Source organism: Rhodococcus sp. NPDC019050, from assembly GCF_055664235.1.
Map to the genome: position 1 here is coordinate 248,589 of NZ_JBVOON010000004.1, position 13,729 is coordinate 262,317.

Annotated in this window: 24 protein-coding genes; 1 reads left to right on the plus strand and 23 read right to left on the minus strand. The window is 64.8% G+C overall.

From position 1 onward, the window contains the following. Positions 1 to 32: 32 nt before the first annotated feature. The 10 genes from AC0B44_RS07465 to infA all read right to left on the minus strand — a co-directional run bounded on the left by AC0B44_RS07465 (position 33) and on the right by infA (position 5,735). Positions 33 to 353: a transcriptional regulator gene (locus AC0B44_RS07465; RefSeq protein ID WP_471902293.1), complete on the minus strand. Its 321-nt coding sequence runs from the start codon at positions 351 to 353 to the stop codon at positions 33 to 35. Beyond that, complete coding sequence (locus AC0B44_RS07470; RefSeq protein ID WP_471902294.1) at positions 346 to 927, minus strand: hypothetical protein; 582 nt, start codon at positions 925 to 927, stop codon at positions 346 to 348. Before AC0B44_RS07470 ends, AC0B44_RS07465 begins: the two co-directional genes overlap by 8 nt. Positions 928 to 1,019: 92 nt before the next feature. Next, on the minus strand, positions 1,020 to 1,937 hold the full coding sequence (truA, locus tag AC0B44_RS07475; protein ID WP_378528784.1) for a tRNA pseudouridine(38-40) synthase TruA: 918 nt from the start codon (positions 1,935 to 1,937) through the stop codon (positions 1,020 to 1,022). 5 nt (positions 1,938 to 1,942) lie between these two features. Beyond that, entirely contained in the window at positions 1,943 to 2,494 is a 552-nt protein-coding gene (gene rplQ / locus AC0B44_RS07480; RefSeq protein WP_378528783.1) for a 50S ribosomal protein L17, read from the minus strand. A gap of 30 nt (positions 2,495 to 2,524) precedes the next feature. Next, complete coding sequence (locus AC0B44_RS07485) at positions 2,525 to 3,586, minus strand: DNA-directed RNA polymerase subunit alpha (RefSeq protein ID WP_378528782.1); 1,062 nt, start codon at positions 3,584 to 3,586, stop codon at positions 2,525 to 2,527. A 97-nt stretch (positions 3,587 to 3,683) separates the two neighbouring features. Continuing rightward, positions 3,684 to 4,289: a 30S ribosomal protein S4 gene (gene rpsD, locus AC0B44_RS07490; RefSeq protein ID WP_471902295.1), complete on the minus strand. Its 606-nt coding sequence runs from the start codon at positions 4,287 to 4,289 to the stop codon at positions 3,684 to 3,686. A 26-nt stretch (positions 4,290 to 4,315) separates the two neighbouring features. Then, positions 4,316 to 4,729 carry a 30S ribosomal protein S11 gene (gene rpsK, locus AC0B44_RS07495; protein ID WP_072699591.1) on the minus strand — a complete coding sequence of 138 codons (414 nt, stop codon included), beginning with the start codon at positions 4,727 to 4,729 and terminating at the stop codon, positions 4,316 to 4,318. Beyond that, positions 4,729 to 5,097: a 30S ribosomal protein S13 gene (gene rpsM / locus AC0B44_RS07500; RefSeq protein WP_072699592.1), complete on the minus strand. Its 369-nt coding sequence runs from the start codon at positions 5,095 to 5,097 to the stop codon at positions 4,729 to 4,731. Before rpsM ends, rpsK begins: the two co-directional genes overlap by 1 nt. Positions 5,098 to 5,309: 212 nt before the next feature. Beyond that, entirely contained in the window at positions 5,310 to 5,423 is a 114-nt protein-coding gene (rpmJ, locus tag AC0B44_RS07505) for a 50S ribosomal protein L36 (protein WP_003938068.1), read from the minus strand. A 90-nt stretch (positions 5,424 to 5,513) separates the two neighbouring features. Next, on the minus strand, positions 5,514 to 5,735 hold the full coding sequence (infA, locus tag AC0B44_RS07510; protein ID WP_005140011.1) for a translation initiation factor IF-1: 222 nt from the start codon (positions 5,733 to 5,735) through the stop codon (positions 5,514 to 5,516). A gap of 182 nt (positions 5,736 to 5,917) precedes the next feature. Between infA and dtd the strand changes: the two genes are divergently transcribed. Next, entirely contained in the window at positions 5,918 to 6,355 is a 438-nt protein-coding gene (dtd, locus tag AC0B44_RS07515; RefSeq protein ID WP_471902296.1) for a D-aminoacyl-tRNA deacylase, read from the plus strand. A gap of 9 nt (positions 6,356 to 6,364) precedes the next feature. Here dtd and map read toward each other — a convergent pair whose 3' ends face one another. The 13 genes from map to rplN all read right to left on the minus strand — a co-directional run bounded on the left by map (position 6,365) and on the right by rplN (position 13,519). Then, positions 6,365 to 7,162 carry a type I methionyl aminopeptidase gene (map, locus tag AC0B44_RS07520; RefSeq protein WP_471902297.1) on the minus strand — a complete coding sequence of 266 codons (798 nt, stop codon included), beginning with the start codon at positions 7,160 to 7,162 and terminating at the stop codon, positions 6,365 to 6,367. A gap of 17 nt (positions 7,163 to 7,179) precedes the next feature. Beyond that, positions 7,180 to 7,725, minus strand: coding sequence for an adenylate kinase (locus AC0B44_RS07525; protein WP_471902298.1), 546 nt, complete (start codon positions 7,723 to 7,725; stop codon positions 7,180 to 7,182). Further along, positions 7,722 to 9,035, minus strand: a complete 1,314-nt coding sequence (gene secY, locus AC0B44_RS07530) for a preprotein translocase subunit SecY (protein ID WP_471902299.1) — start codon at positions 9,033 to 9,035, stop codon at positions 7,722 to 7,724. The genes AC0B44_RS07525 and secY overlap by 4 nt, the downstream gene beginning before the upstream one ends. A 202-nt stretch (positions 9,036 to 9,237) precedes the next feature. Next, positions 9,238 to 9,681, minus strand: coding sequence for a 50S ribosomal protein L15 (gene rplO, locus AC0B44_RS07535; protein WP_072699597.1), 444 nt, complete (start codon positions 9,679 to 9,681; stop codon positions 9,238 to 9,240). Positions 9,682 to 9,683: 2 nt separating this feature from the next. Continuing rightward, entirely contained in the window at positions 9,684 to 9,863 is a 180-nt protein-coding gene (gene rpmD / locus AC0B44_RS07540; RefSeq protein ID WP_471902300.1) for a 50S ribosomal protein L30, read from the minus strand. Further along, the gene (rpsE, locus tag AC0B44_RS07545; RefSeq protein WP_471902301.1) at positions 9,863 to 10,513 is read right to left on the minus strand and encodes a 30S ribosomal protein S5; all 651 of its coding nucleotides are present in this window, start codon (positions 10,511 to 10,513) and stop codon (positions 9,863 to 9,865) included. The genes rpmD and rpsE overlap by 1 nt, the downstream gene beginning before the upstream one ends. Before the next feature lie 31 nt (positions 10,514 to 10,544). Next, a complete protein-coding gene (rplR, locus tag AC0B44_RS07550) occupies positions 10,545 to 10,952 on the minus strand; it encodes a 50S ribosomal protein L18 (RefSeq protein ID WP_471902302.1) in 408 nt (135 codons plus the stop codon). A gap of 2 nt (positions 10,953 to 10,954) precedes the next feature. Further along, on the minus strand, positions 10,955 to 11,494 hold the full coding sequence (rplF, locus tag AC0B44_RS07555; RefSeq protein ID WP_471902303.1) for a 50S ribosomal protein L6: 540 nt from the start codon (positions 11,492 to 11,494) through the stop codon (positions 10,955 to 10,957). A gap of 14 nt (positions 11,495 to 11,508) precedes the next feature. Further along, on the minus strand, positions 11,509 to 11,907 hold the full coding sequence (gene rpsH, locus AC0B44_RS07560; protein WP_169619967.1) for a 30S ribosomal protein S8: 399 nt from the start codon (positions 11,905 to 11,907) through the stop codon (positions 11,509 to 11,511). Between the two features lie 168 nt (positions 11,908 to 12,075). Beyond that, positions 12,076 to 12,261 (minus strand): type Z 30S ribosomal protein S14, encoded by a 186-nt coding sequence (locus tag AC0B44_RS07565; protein WP_072699601.1) that lies wholly within the window; start codon positions 12,259 to 12,261, stop codon positions 12,076 to 12,078. Between the two features lie 4 nt (positions 12,262 to 12,265). Continuing rightward, the gene (gene rplE, locus AC0B44_RS07570; protein WP_471902304.1) at positions 12,266 to 12,832 is read right to left on the minus strand and encodes a 50S ribosomal protein L5; all 567 of its coding nucleotides are present in this window, start codon (positions 12,830 to 12,832) and stop codon (positions 12,266 to 12,268) included. 1 nt (position 12,833) lies between these two features. Then, the gene (rplX, locus tag AC0B44_RS07575) at positions 12,834 to 13,151 is read right to left on the minus strand and encodes a 50S ribosomal protein L24 (protein WP_072699603.1); all 318 of its coding nucleotides are present in this window, start codon (positions 13,149 to 13,151) and stop codon (positions 12,834 to 12,836) included. Then, positions 13,151 to 13,519 (minus strand): 50S ribosomal protein L14, encoded by a 369-nt coding sequence (rplN, locus tag AC0B44_RS07580; RefSeq protein ID WP_072699604.1) that lies wholly within the window; start codon positions 13,517 to 13,519, stop codon positions 13,151 to 13,153. The genes rplX and rplN overlap by 1 nt, the downstream gene beginning before the upstream one ends. Between the last annotated feature and the right edge of the window lie 210 nt (positions 13,520 to 13,729).

The following is a 13,729-nucleotide window of genomic DNA, read 5'->3' on the forward strand; positions in this document are numbered from 1 at the left end:
CGACCATTCCCCCCGGCTCGGGCGAGCCTCCGTCAGTCGTGCGCACCGATCAGAGCGCGGAGCGCGTCGATCTCGGCGTCGAGTGCGGCGCGCCCGGCCGGGGTGATCGTGAGCCACGTCCGCGTCCGCCCCTTGCCCTCCTCGCGAGTGGACTCCAGCAATCCGGCGTCGACGAGCACCTTCAGATGACGGTTCAGGTTTCCGTCGGTCAGTCGCAACGTTTCCCGGAGCACACCGAACTGCATCGACGACCCGTCGCGGAGGAGCGAGAGGATACCGAGGCGGGTGCGTTGATGGACGACGTCGTCGAGGCCGAGCGTCGGATGCTCGTCCGGAGAAGACGTATCAGGCATGCGCACGCCCCGGATCCGCCTGTGCGAGTTCGACCACCGCCGCCACAACGGCCCCCGTTCCGACGACCAGCGTCATGATCACTCCGCCGTTCTCCCAGCCTCCGGGCGCCACGACCATCGTCGCGACGGCGGTGCACGCGGCGAAGAATCCGGTGGGCACCGATCGCCACACGAGAGCGAAAACCCCGAAACCGGACGCGATCACGAGCCAAGGAACGAACTCCGCGCTGTCGCCGGCGAACCACAGGAGGAATGCGGCGACGACGAGAAGCATCACGATGCCCGTCGCGAACACGATCGTCCCGCGCACGAACGGGAGTTGCACACGGCGGGTGGAGAAGTACCACCCCGTCACGATCGCGGACACCGGAGCCACGACAGCCCAGTAGCCGGTCGCGTTGCCGCCGAGCAGAAGCGCGACCGGTAGTGCCGCGAACACCGCGACGGATACGACGAGAAGTGGGAACCACGCGGGCGACGACAGCCTTCTGCCCTGCCGCGACCAACTGTCGATGTCGGCGATGAGGTCCTGCGCCTGTGCAGCTTCGGATCCGCTGTCGGGTGGCGTGTTCATGGCTCAACTTTGCGATGCAAAGTAAATCTTGTCAACAGGTCCGGACCGATGGAGCGGTCACGGTACGGCTGCGAAACGAGACCGGCGAACCTTCAGCAGCAACCGGGCACGATCGGGCCGCGGACTTCACGGGTCGCGACATTGCGTGCGGCGAGTTCGTCGTCCGCCGGATAATCGACGCGCACGAGCGAGAGTCCGTGCGCGGGCGCGACGGCGACCGAGGCGGCGCGTTCGCGTTCGTCGAGCAACCGGGTCATCCACTCGACGCTGCGCCGGCCTTCACCGACCGCGAGGGCAGCGCCGACGAGGCTGCGCACCATCGACCAGCAGAACGCATCGGCGCTGACATAAGCGGTGAGGATGTCACCGTCACGCACCCAGTCGTAGCGCTGGAGTTCACGGACAGTCGTGGCGCCCTCGCGGCGTTTGCAGAACGCGGCGAAATCGTGCAGGCCGAGAAGCGAGTGGGAGGCGCGCTGCATCACGTCCAGGTCGACGGTTTTCGGCCACGCCACGGTGTCGCGGGCACGCAACGGTTCCGCGCCGTACGGGGCTGTCGTCAACCGGTACTCGTAGTGGCGCCGGATCGCCGAGAACCGCGCGTCGAAATGCTCCGACGCGAGGGAGATTCCCGTCACCCGGATGTCGCGGGGAAGAAACCGGGCCAGTCGCCGGATCCACCGCGACGGGTCGTCGGGCAGCGCCGCGGTGGGCACGTCGACGTGCGCGACCTGGCCGGACGCGTGGACACCCGCGTCGGTGCGGCCGGCGACGGTGAGAAGCACCGGGGTGCGGACGATCGCCCCGAGTTTCTCCTCGATTTCGCCGCACACGGTGCGGCGGCCGGGCTGTCGCGCCCAACCGGAGAAATCGGTTCCGTCATAAGCGATGTCGAGCCGGAGCCGGGTGAGTTCGGGCCCGCCCACGACTGCAGAGTTTTCGGAAGCAACGAGCCCGCCGCCCTCGGAAGGGTCGGCGGGCTCGGGTGCTTCAGCAGATGCCGAAACCAAGGGAACTAGTCCTTCTTGGCCTCGTCGGCATCGGCGGCCGTGGCGGTGTCGTCCTCGATCGCGTCGATGACGGCATCCGCGTTCTCGACCTCGGCGTCGGTGGCGTCGGCCTCGACGGCCTCCACCACGTTCTCCTCGGCAGCCGGAGCAGACTGCGAAGCGGCGACGCGACGAGCGCGATCCGCCTCGTTGCTGACCGTCTTCTCACGGACGAGCTCGATGATCGCCATCGGGGCATTGTCGCCCTTGCGCGGCATCGTCTTGATGATGCGGGTGTAGCCACCGTTGCGGTCCTCGAAGGAGGGACCGATCTCCGCGAACAGCGTGTGGACGACGTCCTTGTTGCGGAGGACCTTCAGCACCTCACGACGCGAAGCCAACGTGTTGGCCTTTGCGTGCGTGACGAGCTTCTCGGCGTACGGGCGCAGGGCCTTGGCCTTGGACTCGGTGGTGGTGATGCGGCCGTGCTCGAAGAGCGCGGTGGCCAGGTTGGCGAAGATCGCCTTCTGGTGCGAGGCCGACCCGCCGAAGCGGGCGCCCTTCTTGGGCTTGGGCATTATTTTCTCCTAGTAACGGACCGTGAGCTGCTACAGCTGCTCGGTCTCGGCGTAGTCCTCGTTGCCGTCGGTCTCACTGAAGGAGCCGGCCTCGGTGTCGCTCCAGGTACCGGTCGCGGCGTCGTAGCCGGCGACGGTGCTGGGGTCGAACGATGCGGGGCTGTCCTTGAGCGACAAGCCGAGCGAGTGCAGCTTGACCTTGACCTCATCGATGGACTTCTGACCGAAGTTGCGGATGTCGAGCAGATCGGATTCCGTGCGTGCCACGAGCTCGCCGACGGTGTGAACGCCTTCGCGCTTGAGGCAGTTGTAGGACCGGACCGTGAGGTCGAGGTCCTCGATCGGAAGTCCGAAGGAGGCGATGTGGTCGGCCTCGGCGGGCGAGGGACCGATCTCGATACCTTCTGCTTCGACATTCAGCTCACGAGCCAGACCGAAGAGCTCCACGAGGGTCTTGCCCGCCGAAGCGAGCGCGTCCCGCGCCGTGATGGAGTTCTTGGTCTCCACGTCGAGAATCAGCCGATCGAAGTCGGTGCGCTGCTCGACGCGGGTCGCTTCCACCTTGTACGTCACCTTGAGCACCGGCGAGTAGATCGAGTCGACCGGGATACGGCCGATCTCGGCGCCGGACGCCTTGTTCTGGACGGCGGGGACGTAGCCGCGACCGCGCTCGACGACGAGCTCGATCTCCAGCTTTCCCTTGTCGTTCAGGGTGGCGATGTGCAGGTCCGGGTTGTGGATGGTGACACCGGCCGGGGGGACGATGTCGCCGGCCGTAACCGTGCCGGGACCCTGCTTGCGGACGTACATGGTGACCGGCTCGTCCTCTTCCGAGCCGACCACGAGGCCCTTGAGGTTGAGGATGATGTCGGTGACATCCTCCTTCACCCCCGGAACCGTGGTGAACTCGTGGAGCACGCCGTCGATGCGAATGCTGGTGACGGCTGCGCCCGGGATCGAGGAGAGCAGGGTGCGACGAAGCGAGTTGCCGAGTGTGTACCCGAAGCCAGGCTCGAGGGGTTCGATGACGAACTTCGAACGGTTGTCAGCGATGACCTCTTCGGTCAGGGTGGGTCGCTGCGAAATGAGCATCTGTTGCCTCCTTGTGGGCGTCCGCTATTTGACGCCCTGGTGGATGGGTGTGTGTTCTCCGGCCCGAAGGACCGGAGAACACACGGCACTGAGTGCCTTACTTCGAGTAGTACTCGACGATGAGCTGTTCCTGCAGCGGGATGTCGATCTGCGCGCGCTCGGGCAGCTGGTGAACCAGCACCCGCAGACGCGAACCGACGATCTGCAGCCAACCCGGGATCGGGCGCTCGCCCTGGGTCTCACGGGCAACCTGGAACGGCAGCGTGTTCAGCGACTTCTCGCGGACATCGATGATGTCGTACTGGGAGACGCGGTAGCTCGGGATGTCGACCTTCTTGCCGTTGACCAGGAAGTGGCCGTGGCTCACGAGCTGACGTGCCTGCCGACGCGTGCGGGCGAGGCCGGCACGGTAGACGACGTTGTCCAGACGCGACTCGAGGATGGTCAGCAGCACCTCGCCGGTCTTACCCGGACGGCTGGCGGCTTCCTCGTAGTAACGACGGAACTGCTTCTCCATGATGCCGTAGGAGAAGCGAGCCTTCTGCTTCTCCTGCAGCTGGAGCAGGTACTCGCTCTCCTTGATCCGCGCGCGGCCGTGCTGGCCGGGCGGGTAGGGGCGACGCTCGAAGGCCTGATCGCCTCCGACCAGGTCGACGCGGAGACGACGCGACTTACGTGTAACGGGACCGGTATAACGTGCCATGACTTAGAACCTTTTCCTTTCCCGTATTAGACGCGACGCCGCTTGGGCGGACGGCAACCATTGTGCGGCTGGGGCGTGACGTCGGAGATGGTGCCGACCTCGAGGCCAGCGGCCTGGAGGGAGCGGATCGCAGTTTCGCGTCCCGAGCCGGGGCCCTTGACGAAAACGTCGACCTTCTTGACACCGTGCTCCTGCGCCTTGCGGGCAGCGCTCTCGGCGGCGAGCTGCGCGGCGAACGGGGTCGACTTGCGCGAACCCTTGAAGCCGACGTGGCCCGACGACGCCCAGGAGATCACGTTGCCCTGGGGATCGGTGATGGACACGATGGTGTTGTTGAAGGTGCTCTTGATGTGAGCGGCGCCGTGCGGGACGTTCTTCTTGTCCCTGCGCCGTGCCTTCTGGGTCTTCTTCGGACCGGCGGTGCGTGACTTGGGAGGCATTACTTCTTCTTTCCTGCGACGGTGCGCTTCGGACCCTTGCGGGTACGGGCGTTGGTCTTGGTGCGCTGTCCACGCACGGGCAGACCACGACGATGCCGCAGGCCCTGGTAGCAGCCGATCTCGATCTTGCGGCGGATATCCGCCTGGACCTCGCGGCGGAGGTCACCCTCGACCTTGTAGCTTTCCTCGATGTGCTCGCGGAGCTTGGCGAGATCCTCGTCGGACAGATCCTTGCTGCGCAGGTCCGGGTTCACGCCGGTTGCCGCAAGAATTTCCTGGGAGCGCGTACGGCCGATGCCGTAGATGTAAGTGAGTGCGATCTCCATCCGCTTTTCACGGGGTAGATCGACACCTGCGAGACGTGCCATGTGGCATTCCTATTCGGTGTGCGGAGGTCTTCTCCCAGCCCGTCCCCTGCGTCGAAAAACTGTGTAAGTCGATAAACACAGTGGGGCCCCGGCCTCCGAACCGGGGGTTGATCGCACGGCTCCTCGACTGATCGAGGATCGTAACCGCGCGACTGGTGCTGGAAGGTCTTCTTTGCTTGTTGCCAAGCAGATCTTCGAGACGAAGGTCCGATCTAGCCCTGACGCTGCTTGTGACGCAGGTTCTCGCAGATCACCATGACCCGTCCGTTACGACGGATCACCTTGCACTTCTCGCAGATCTTCTTGACGCTAGGCTGAACCTTCACGTGCGTCCGATCTCCTGTATGTGCGCCCCCGGACACGGCTGACCGCGACCGAAGACAGGGTTCTCCCCGACCGTCTGGCCGGGGAAGCTTTTACTTGTACCGGTAGACGATGCGTCCACGCGTCAGGTCGTAGGGCGAAAGCTCCACGACAACGCGATCCTCGGGAAGAATACGAATGTAGTGCTGGCGCATCTTGCCGCTGATGTGGGCCAGAACCTTATGGCCGTTCTCCAGCTCGATGCGGAACATCGCATTGGGCAGTGGTTCGACAACCCGGCCCTCGACCTCGATTGCCCCGTCTTTCTTAGCCATATCCTCCGCGATCCGTCGTTCGATGTGTGGTTGCATCGGCATCCGATACCGTGACGCCCAGCTTCCGGAAGACGCGCGAATCGAGATTCGACGCGAACCACCCGGAGCGCAGCGCGCACCACCGATCAATGCTACGGGAGATTTCCCACCGGGCCAAATGGAGACGAGCGAGGAGGACGAACGTGCGAGCACTGATCCAGCGGGTGACGACCGCGGCGGTTGCGGTCGACGGCGAGGAGGTCGCCCGGATCACCCCACCGGCGGGCGGGCACGGACTGCTCGTACTCGTGGGGGTCACGCACGACGACGACGCGGCGAAAGCCGCCACCCTCGCCGGCAAGGTCTGGACGATGCGGATCCTCGAGGACGAGAAGTCTGCGTCCGATGTGGGTGCTCCGCTGCTGGTCGTCAGCCAGTTCACGCTGATGGCCGACACCCGCAAGAGCCGGCGGCCGTCGTGGTCCGCCGCGGCACCGCGGCCGGTGGCGGAACCACTCGTCGAGGAATTCACGCTGGCGCTGCGCGCGCTCGGCGCGCACGTCGAAACGGGGGTGTTCGGCGCTCACATGGAAGTGAGTCTCGTCAACGACGGGCCGGTGACCCTGCTCGTCGAGGTGTGACGAACGCCGCTACTCGGGGCGCAGCGTGAGGATGCGCGGACCCGACTCGGTGACGGCGACCGTGTGTTCCCAGTGCGCGGCACGGCTGCCGTCGGAGGTGACCACGGTCCAGTCGTCGGCGAGAACCTCGGTCTCGTATGTACCGAGAGTGAGCATCGGCTCGATCGCGAGCACCGATCCGACGACCAGCTGCGGGCCCTTGCCGGGAGCGCCTTCGTTCGCGAGGAACGGTTCCATGTGCATCTCACGCCCGATGCCGTGACCGCCGTAGCCGTCCACGATGCCGAACGGACGGCCGAACAGTTTCTCGGCGGCGTGGGTACCGTTCTCGATCGCGTGGGAGACGTCGGTGAGGCGGTTGCCCGGAAGCATCGCCGCGATGCCGGCTTCCATCGACAGTCGCGTGGCCTCGCTCAGCTCCGCGTCGTCCTGCGCGAGCTCACCGACACCGAACGTCCACGCGGAGTCGCCGTGCCACCCGTCGAGGATCGCACCGCAGTCGATGGACACCAGATCGCCCTCGGCGAGGATCTCGTCCGCCGACGGGATCCCGTGCACCACGCGATCGTTGACCGACGAACAGATCGAGCCGGGGAAACCGTTGTAACCCAGGAAGGAGGGAACGGCGCCCGCATCGCGGATCACCGCTTCCGCCACCCTGTCGAGTTCCAGGGTGCTCACGCCCGGCTTCGCCGCTTCCCGCACCGCAACGAGTGTGGCGCCGACAATAGCGCCCGCAGCCGCCATCGCGTCGAGTTCACCGGAAGTGCGGAACGGAACCACCTTGCGCTTGCGCCCGAAACCCATGTCGAAATTCCTACGTCCTACTTGCCGAGCGCCGAAAGCGCGCGGGCGTTGATCTCCTCGACCTCACCGATGGCGTCGACCGTGATGATCGAGTCGCGGTAGTAGTCGAGCAGCGGAGCTGTCTCCTCACGGTAGACCCGGAGGCGATTGCGGATGACGTCCTCGGTGTCGTCCGCGCGACCGCGGGCGAGCATGCGTCTGACGACCACGTCCTCGTCGATGACGAACGACAGCACGCCGTCGAGTGCCACGCCGAGGTCCTGCAGGATGTTCTCGAGTTCCTTGGCCTGCTCGACGCTGCGAGGGAAGCCGTCGAGAAGGAAGCCGTGCGCCGCGTCGGGCTCGGCGACACGTTCGCGAACCATGTTGTTCGTGATCTCGGCGGGCACGAGGTCACCCGCGTCGATGTACTTCTTGGCCTCGATGCCGAGCGGGGTTCCCTGGCCGATGTTGGCGCGGAACAGATCGCCGGTCGAGATCGCGGGGACACCGAGCTTCTCGGACAGGATCGCGGCCTGCGTGCCCTTTCCGGCACCGGGAGGACCGAGGAGTACAAGTCTCACTTGAGGAACCCTTCGTAGTTACGCTGCATCAATTGACTTTCGATCTGCTTGACCGTGTCCAGCGCGACACTGACAAGAATGAGCACCGCGGCGCCACCGAAAATGCTCGAGGCGGTCTGGCCCCCGGACAGGAAGAAGTTCGGCAGGGTCGCGATGAGACCGAGGTAGATCGAGCCCGGAACCGTGATGCGGTTGAGCACGAAGCTGAGGTACTCGGCGGTCGGGCGTCCCGGGCGGATGCCGGGGATGAAACCGCCGTACTTCTTCATCTCGTCGGCGCGTTCCTCCGGGTTGAAGGTGATCGCGACGTAGAAGAACACGAAGAAGACGATCAACGCGAAGTAGATCGAGATGTAGACCGGGTTGCTCGGATCGATCAGATACGTGTTGACGATGCGCTGCCACCAGTTCGGCTCGACCGCGCTGGTCGCACCGGTGAGCTGACCGATGAGGTTCGGCAGATACAGCAGCGACGACGCGAAGATGACCGGGATGATGCCGGCCTGGTTGACCTTGAGCGGCAGGTACGTCGAGGAACCGCCGTACATCCGCCGGCCCACCATGCGCTTGGCGTACTGGACCGGGATACGGCGCTGGCCCTGCTCGACGAACACGACACCGGTGATGATGACCAGGGCCACCAACAACACGATCGCGAAGACGAGGCCGCCACGGGACTCGAGGATGGTGCGACCCTCGGTCGGCAGCGCCGCGGCGATACCCGAGAAGATCAGCAGCGACATACCGTTGCCGACACCACGTTCGGTGATGAGCTCACCGAACCACATGACGACGGCGGCACCGGCGGTCATGACGAGCACGATGACGACCATCGCGAAGATGCTGTCGTCGGCGAGGATCGGTTCGGAACAGCCCTGCAGCAGCTGGCCGCGGGCTGCGAGCGCCACGATGCCGGTGGCCTGCAGGACGGCGAGTGCGACGGCCAGATAACGCGTGTACTGCGTCATCTTGGCCTGGCCGGACTGGCCTTCCTTGCGCAGTTCCTCGAAGCGAGGAATGACGACGGTGAGCAACTGGACGATGATGCTCGCGGTAATGAACGGCATGATGCCGATCGCGAACACCGACAGTTGCAGTAGCGCACCGCCGGAGAACAGATTGATCAACGAGTAGATGCCGGCTTGGTCGCCGCCGGCGAGCTGATCCACACAGGCCTGGACGTTGCCGTAGTCGACGCCCGGGGACGGCACGGTCGCACCGAGGCGATACAGCGCCACGAGACCGAGGGCGATGAGAATCTTCCGCCTCAGGTCCGGTGTCCTGAGGGCCGAAACGAAGGCGGAAAGCAAAGATCCTCCTGGCAGGCCGATCGGGGACGACGGGTCGACTTCGGACCCGTCGGATGTTAGACAACTCTAAAACTCTAACAGTGCGCTCCCAGCGGAGGCGTACGCCGGTAGCGTACTTCAACTCCGTGAAAGCACGAACGGCCGCGATGCAGGGTTCTGCAACGCGGCCGTTCGCGAGCCTGGGCTCACATGAACGAACAGGTCAGACCAGTTCGGTCGTGGTGCCGCCCGCAGCGGCGATCTTTTCCTTGGCGGAGCCCGAGAACTTGTTGGCGGTGACCTGCACGGCCACCGACAGCTCGCCCTCGCCGAGCACCTTCACGAGCTGGTTCTTGCGGACCAGTCCGTTCGAGACGAGCTCGTCGATGCCGATTTCGCCACCCTCGGGGAAGACCCGTGCGATGTCGCCGACATTGACGATCTGGTACTCGGTGCGGAATGCGTTCTTGAAGCCCTTGAGCTTCGGGAGACGCATGTGGATGGGCATCTGGCCACCTTCGAAGGCTGCCGACACGTTCTTACGTGCCTTCGTGCCCTTCGTACCGCGACCAGCGGTCTTGCCCTTGGAACCCTCGCCACGGCCGACGCGGGTCTTTTCGGTCTTCGCACCCGGAGCCGGGCGCAGGTGATGCAGCTTGATGGTCATTTTCAGACCTCCTCAACGGTCACGAGGTGACGCACCACGTTGATCAAGCCGCGGTTCTGCGCATTGTCCTCGCGGACGACGGACTGACGGATCTTCCGCAGACCGAGGGTGCGCAGGCTGTCCCGCTGATTCGACTTGCAGCCGATGGTGCTCTTGATCTGGGTGATCTTCAGCTCTGCCATTACTTCACGCTCCCAGCAGCCTGTGCACGGGCGTGAAGCATGCCGGCGGGGGCAACTTCCTCGAGGGTGAGGCCACGACGAGCCGCAACCTCTTCCGGACGCTGCAGCATCTTGAGAGCAGCAACCGTCGCGTGCACCACATTGATGGCGTTGTCGGAGCCCAGGGACTTCGACAGGATGTCGGAGATGCCCGCGCACTCCAGCACGGCACGCACCGCGCCACCGGCGATAACACCGGTACCGGGCGAAGCCGGACGCAGCATGACGATGCCTGCTGCGGCCTCACCCTGGACAGGGTGAGTGATGGTGGTGGCGATCATCGGGACGCGGAAGAAGCCCTTGCGAGCCTCCTCGACACCCTTCTGGATGGCCGCGGGAACTTCCTTGGCCTTGCCGTAGCCGACGCCGACCAAGCCGTTACCATCGCCCACGATCACCAGAGCGGTGAAGCTGAAGCGACGGCCGCCCTTGACGACCTTCGACACACGGTTGATCGAGACGACACGCTCGATGTAGTTCGACTTCTCGGCAGCGTTGCCGCCACGCGAGTCGCGGTCACGGCGGTCACGACCGCCGCGGTTGTCACCGCTGCTGTTGGGGTTCTGGCCGGCAGGGCCGCTGCCGCCGTCACGCCGCTGACGTCCCGGCATCAGGCGTTCCTTCCGTTCGAAAGAGTCATCATCAGAACTTCAACCCGCTTTCGCGAGCCGCGTCCGCGAGGGCCGCGATACGGCCGCTGTAGGTGTGTCCACCGCGGTCGAAGACCACGGCCTCCACGCCGGCAGCCTTGGCGCGCTCGGCGATCAGCTGACCGACCTTCGCGCCGCGAGCCTTCTTGTCGCCCTCGACAGCACGCACGTCGGGTTCGACGGTCGAAGCTGCAGCGAGGGTAGTGCCCGTCAGGTCGTCGACCAACTGCACATGCATGTGGCGCGACGACCGGTTGACGACGAGACGCGGACGCTCGGCGGTGCCGGAGATCTTCTTGCGGAGGCGGAAGTGACGACGCGTCTTCGAGAGGCGACGCGTCGTGGACACGTCCTTGCCGCGCGGGATGCGCTTTGCCTTCTGGTTCTCGGTCTGGCTCATGATCACTTACCCGTCTTTCCGACCTTGCGACGGACCTGTTCACCCTCGTAGCGGATGCCCTTGCCCTTGTACGGGTCGGACTTGCGCAGCCGGCGGATGTTGGCAGCGATCTGGCCGACCTTCTGCTTGTCGATCCCCGAGATCGAGAACTTCGTCGGGGTTTCGACGGCAAACGAGATGCCCTCGGGTGCTTCGATCAGCACGGGGTGGCTGTAGCCCAGGGAGAACTCGAGGTCCTTGCCCTTGAGGGCCACGCGGTAGCCGACACCGAAGATTTCCATCTTCGTGGTGTAGCCCTCGGTCACGCCGACGATGAGGTTCTGCACCAGGGTCCGGGACAGACCGTGCAGCGCACGGCTGCGACGCTCGTCGTTCGGACGCGTGACGTTGATTACTCCGTCTTCACCCTTGGCGATGGCGATGGGCTCGGCGACAGTCAGAGAAAGGTTGCCCTTGGGGCCCTTCACTGCGACAGCCTGGCCGTCGATGTTCACCTCGACACCGGAGGGGACGACTACGGGGAGTTTTCCGATTCGCGACATTGTGGTGGCCTCCCTTACCAGACGTAGGCGAGGACTTCCCCGCCCACCTTCTGCTTGGCCGCCTGGCGATCGGTGAGCAGGCCGGAAGACGTGGAGATGATCGCCACGCCGAGGCCGCCCAGGACCTTGGGCAGGTTGGTGGATTTCGCGTACACGCGCAGACCGGGCTTCGACACGCGGCGCACGCCTGCAAGGCTGCGCTCACGGGAAGGCCCGTACTTGAGGTCGACGATGAGGGTGGTGCCCACCTCGGCGTCCTCGGTGCGGTAGTCGGAGATGTAGCCCTCGCGCTTGAGGATCTCGGCGATGTTCACCTTGATCTTCGAAGACGGGAGCTTGACCTCGTCGTGGTACGCCGTATTGGCGTTACGCAGACGTGTCAAGAAGTCTGCGATGGGGTCGGTCATGGTCATGGCTGACCTGTACACCTTTCTCGGTGCGGTTCCCATACAACACCGGGATGTATCCCGGCCGTGGGCCTACATCGAACTCGGTTTCGATGCGGGTCCGCGGCAGATGCCGCAGACCCATGACAGCGTGGCGGTGGGCGGAGGCCGTCGGCGCTCCGCCCACCGTTCACGTCACCAGGAGCTCTTGTGAACTCCCGGAAGCTCACCGCGGTGTGCCATCTCGCGAAGGCAGATGCGGCAGAGTCCGAACTTGCGGAAGACCGAGTGCGGGCGTCCGCAGCGCTGGCAGCGGGTGTAGGCGCGCACCGCGAACTTCGGCTTGCTGTTGGCCTTGTTGACCAGTGCCTTCTTAGCCATGGGCTCAGTTCTCCTTGAACGGGAAGCCGAGGTGCTTGAGCAGGGCACGGCCTTCTTCGTTGTTGGTGGCGGTCGTGACGACGGTGATGTCCATGCCGCGCGGGCGATCGATCTTGTCCACGTCGATCTCGTGGAACATCGACTGCTCGTTCAGGCCGAACGTGTAGTTGCCGTTTCCGTCGAACTGGTTGCCGTTGAGGCCGCGGAAGTCCCGGATACGGGGCAGCGCGATGGACACGAGACGGTCCAGGAACTCCCACATGCGGTCGCCACGAAGCGTGACGCGGGCACCGATCGGCATGCCTTCGCGCAGCTTGAACTGTGCGATGGACTTACGGGCCTTGCGGATCTCGGGCTTCTGGCCGGTGATCAGGGCGAGGTCGTTGACCGCGCCGTTGATCAGCTTCGCGTCGCGGGCGGCGTCGCCGACACCCATGTTGACGACGACCTTCACGACGCCGGGGATCTGCATGACGTTCGCGTAGTCGAATTCCGACTGCAGCGCGTCGCGGATCTCCTCGCGGTACCGCACCTTGAGGCGCGGCATGGTCTTGGTCTCAGTGGTGGTCATGTCAGATGTCCTTCCCGTTCTTCCGGGAAATCCGAACGCGCTTGCCGGTCTCCTCGTCGACGCGGTAGCCCACGCGCGTGGCGTTGCCGTCCGAGTCGATGACCGCAACGTTGGAAACGTGGATCGGGGCCTCTTGCGTGACGATGCCGCCGGTGGAGGCACCACGCTCGTTGGCCGAGACTGCGGTGTGCTTCTTGATGCGGTTCACGCCCTCGACGAGGACACGGTTCTGCTTCGGGTAGGCCTCGATGACCTTGCCCTTGGCGCCCTTGTCCTTACCCGAGATGACGAGCACGGTGTCGCCCTTGTGCACCTTCATCACAGCACCTCCGGAGCCAGCGAGACGATCTTCATGAAGCGCTTGTCGCGAAGCTCGCGACCGACGGGTCCGAAGATGCGGGTTCCGCGAGGATCGTTGTCGCCCTTGATGAGGACGGCAGCGTTCTCGTCGAACTTGATGTACGAGCCGTCCGGCCGGCGGCGCTCCTTGGTGGTGCGCACGATAACGGCCTTGACGACCTCACCACGCTTGACGTTGCCGCCGGGGATCGCCTCCTTGACGGTGCCGACGATGATGTCGCCGATTCCGGCGTAGCGACGGGACGAGCCACCGAGAACGCGGATGCAGAGAATCTCCTTGGCACCCGTGTTGTCGGCGACGCGCAGTCGCGACTCCTGCTGGATCACTTACTTCTCCTTGACCTGGATTGGTATGCACGTCAGATTTCCGACCTGGACGTACGCGGTCGTCGTTTGCTCACGGCGCACATGCGCTGGGCGCACGGGTCCCGTGAGCAACCCGTCCAGAGTAGGCCATATACCGTACCCAGGGCAAATTAGCGAACTGTGCCGTCCGTCCCTCGCCCCGAACCGGCGTCTGCCACCGCGTTCCGTACC

Bases quoted from the DNA above. Each gene is read 5' to 3' on its own strand.
- rplO (WP_072699597.1), bottom strand. From the start codon at position 9,681: ATGACCATCAAGCTGCATCACCTGCGCCCGGCTCCGGGTGCGAAGACC.
- rpsE (WP_471902301.1), bottom strand. From the start codon at position 10,513: ATGCCGGGACGTCAGCGGCGTGACGGCGGCAGCGGCCCTGCCGGCCAG.
- rplR (WP_471902302.1), bottom strand. From the start codon at position 10,952: ATGAGCCAGACCGAGAACCAGAAGGCAAAGCGCATCCCGCGCGGCAAG.
- rpsM (WP_072699592.1), bottom strand. From the start codon at position 5,097: ATGGCACGTCTCGCAGGTGTCGATCTACCCCGTGAAAAGCGGATGGAG.
- AC0B44_RS07565 (WP_072699601.1), bottom strand. From the start codon at position 12,261: ATGGCTAAGAAGGCACTGGTCAACAAGGCCAACAGCAAGCCGAAGTTC.
- rplF (WP_471902303.1), bottom strand. From the start codon at position 11,494: ATGTCGCGAATCGGAAAACTCCCCGTAGTCGTCCCCTCCGGTGTCGAG.
- rplE (WP_471902304.1), bottom strand. From the start codon at position 12,832: ATGACCACCACTGAGACCAAGACCATGCCGCGCCTCAAGGTGCGGTAC.
- infA (WP_005140011.1), bottom strand. From the start codon at position 5,735: ATGGCTAAGAAAGACGGGGCAATCGAGGTCGAGGGCCGGGTTGTCGAA.
- rpsK (WP_072699591.1), bottom strand. From the start codon at position 4,729: ATGCCTCCCAAGTCACGCACCGCCGGTCCGAAGAAGACCCAGAAGGCA.
- rpsD (WP_471902295.1), bottom strand. From the start codon at position 4,289: ATGGCACGTTATACCGGTCCCGTTACACGTAAGTCGCGTCGTCTCCGC.
- rplX (WP_072699603.1), bottom strand. From the start codon at position 13,151: ATGAAGGTGCACAAGGGCGACACCGTGCTCGTCATCTCGGGTAAGGAC.
- rplQ (WP_378528783.1), bottom strand. From the start codon at position 2,494: ATGCCCAAGCCCAAGAAGGGCGCCCGCTTCGGCGGGTCGGCCTCGCAC.
- AC0B44_RS07485 (WP_378528782.1), bottom strand. From the start codon at position 3,586: ATGCTCATTTCGCAGCGACCCACCCTGACCGAAGAGGTCATCGCTGAC.
- rpmD (WP_471902300.1), bottom strand. From the start codon at position 9,863: ATGGCAGAGCTGAAGATCACCCAGATCAAGAGCACCATCGGCTGCAAG.
- AC0B44_RS07470 (WP_471902294.1), bottom strand. From the start codon at position 927: ATGAACACGCCACCCGACAGCGGATCCGAAGCTGCACAGGCGCAGGAC.
- map (WP_471902297.1), bottom strand. From the start codon at position 7,162: ATGGGTTTCGGGCGCAAGCGCAAGGTGGTTCCGTTCCGCACTTCCGGT.
- AC0B44_RS07465 (WP_471902293.1), bottom strand. From the start codon at position 353: ATGCCTGATACGTCTTCTCCGGACGAGCATCCGACGCTCGGCCTCGAC.
- rpsH (WP_169619967.1), bottom strand. From the start codon at position 11,907: ATGACCATGACCGACCCCATCGCAGACTTCTTGACACGTCTGCGTAAC.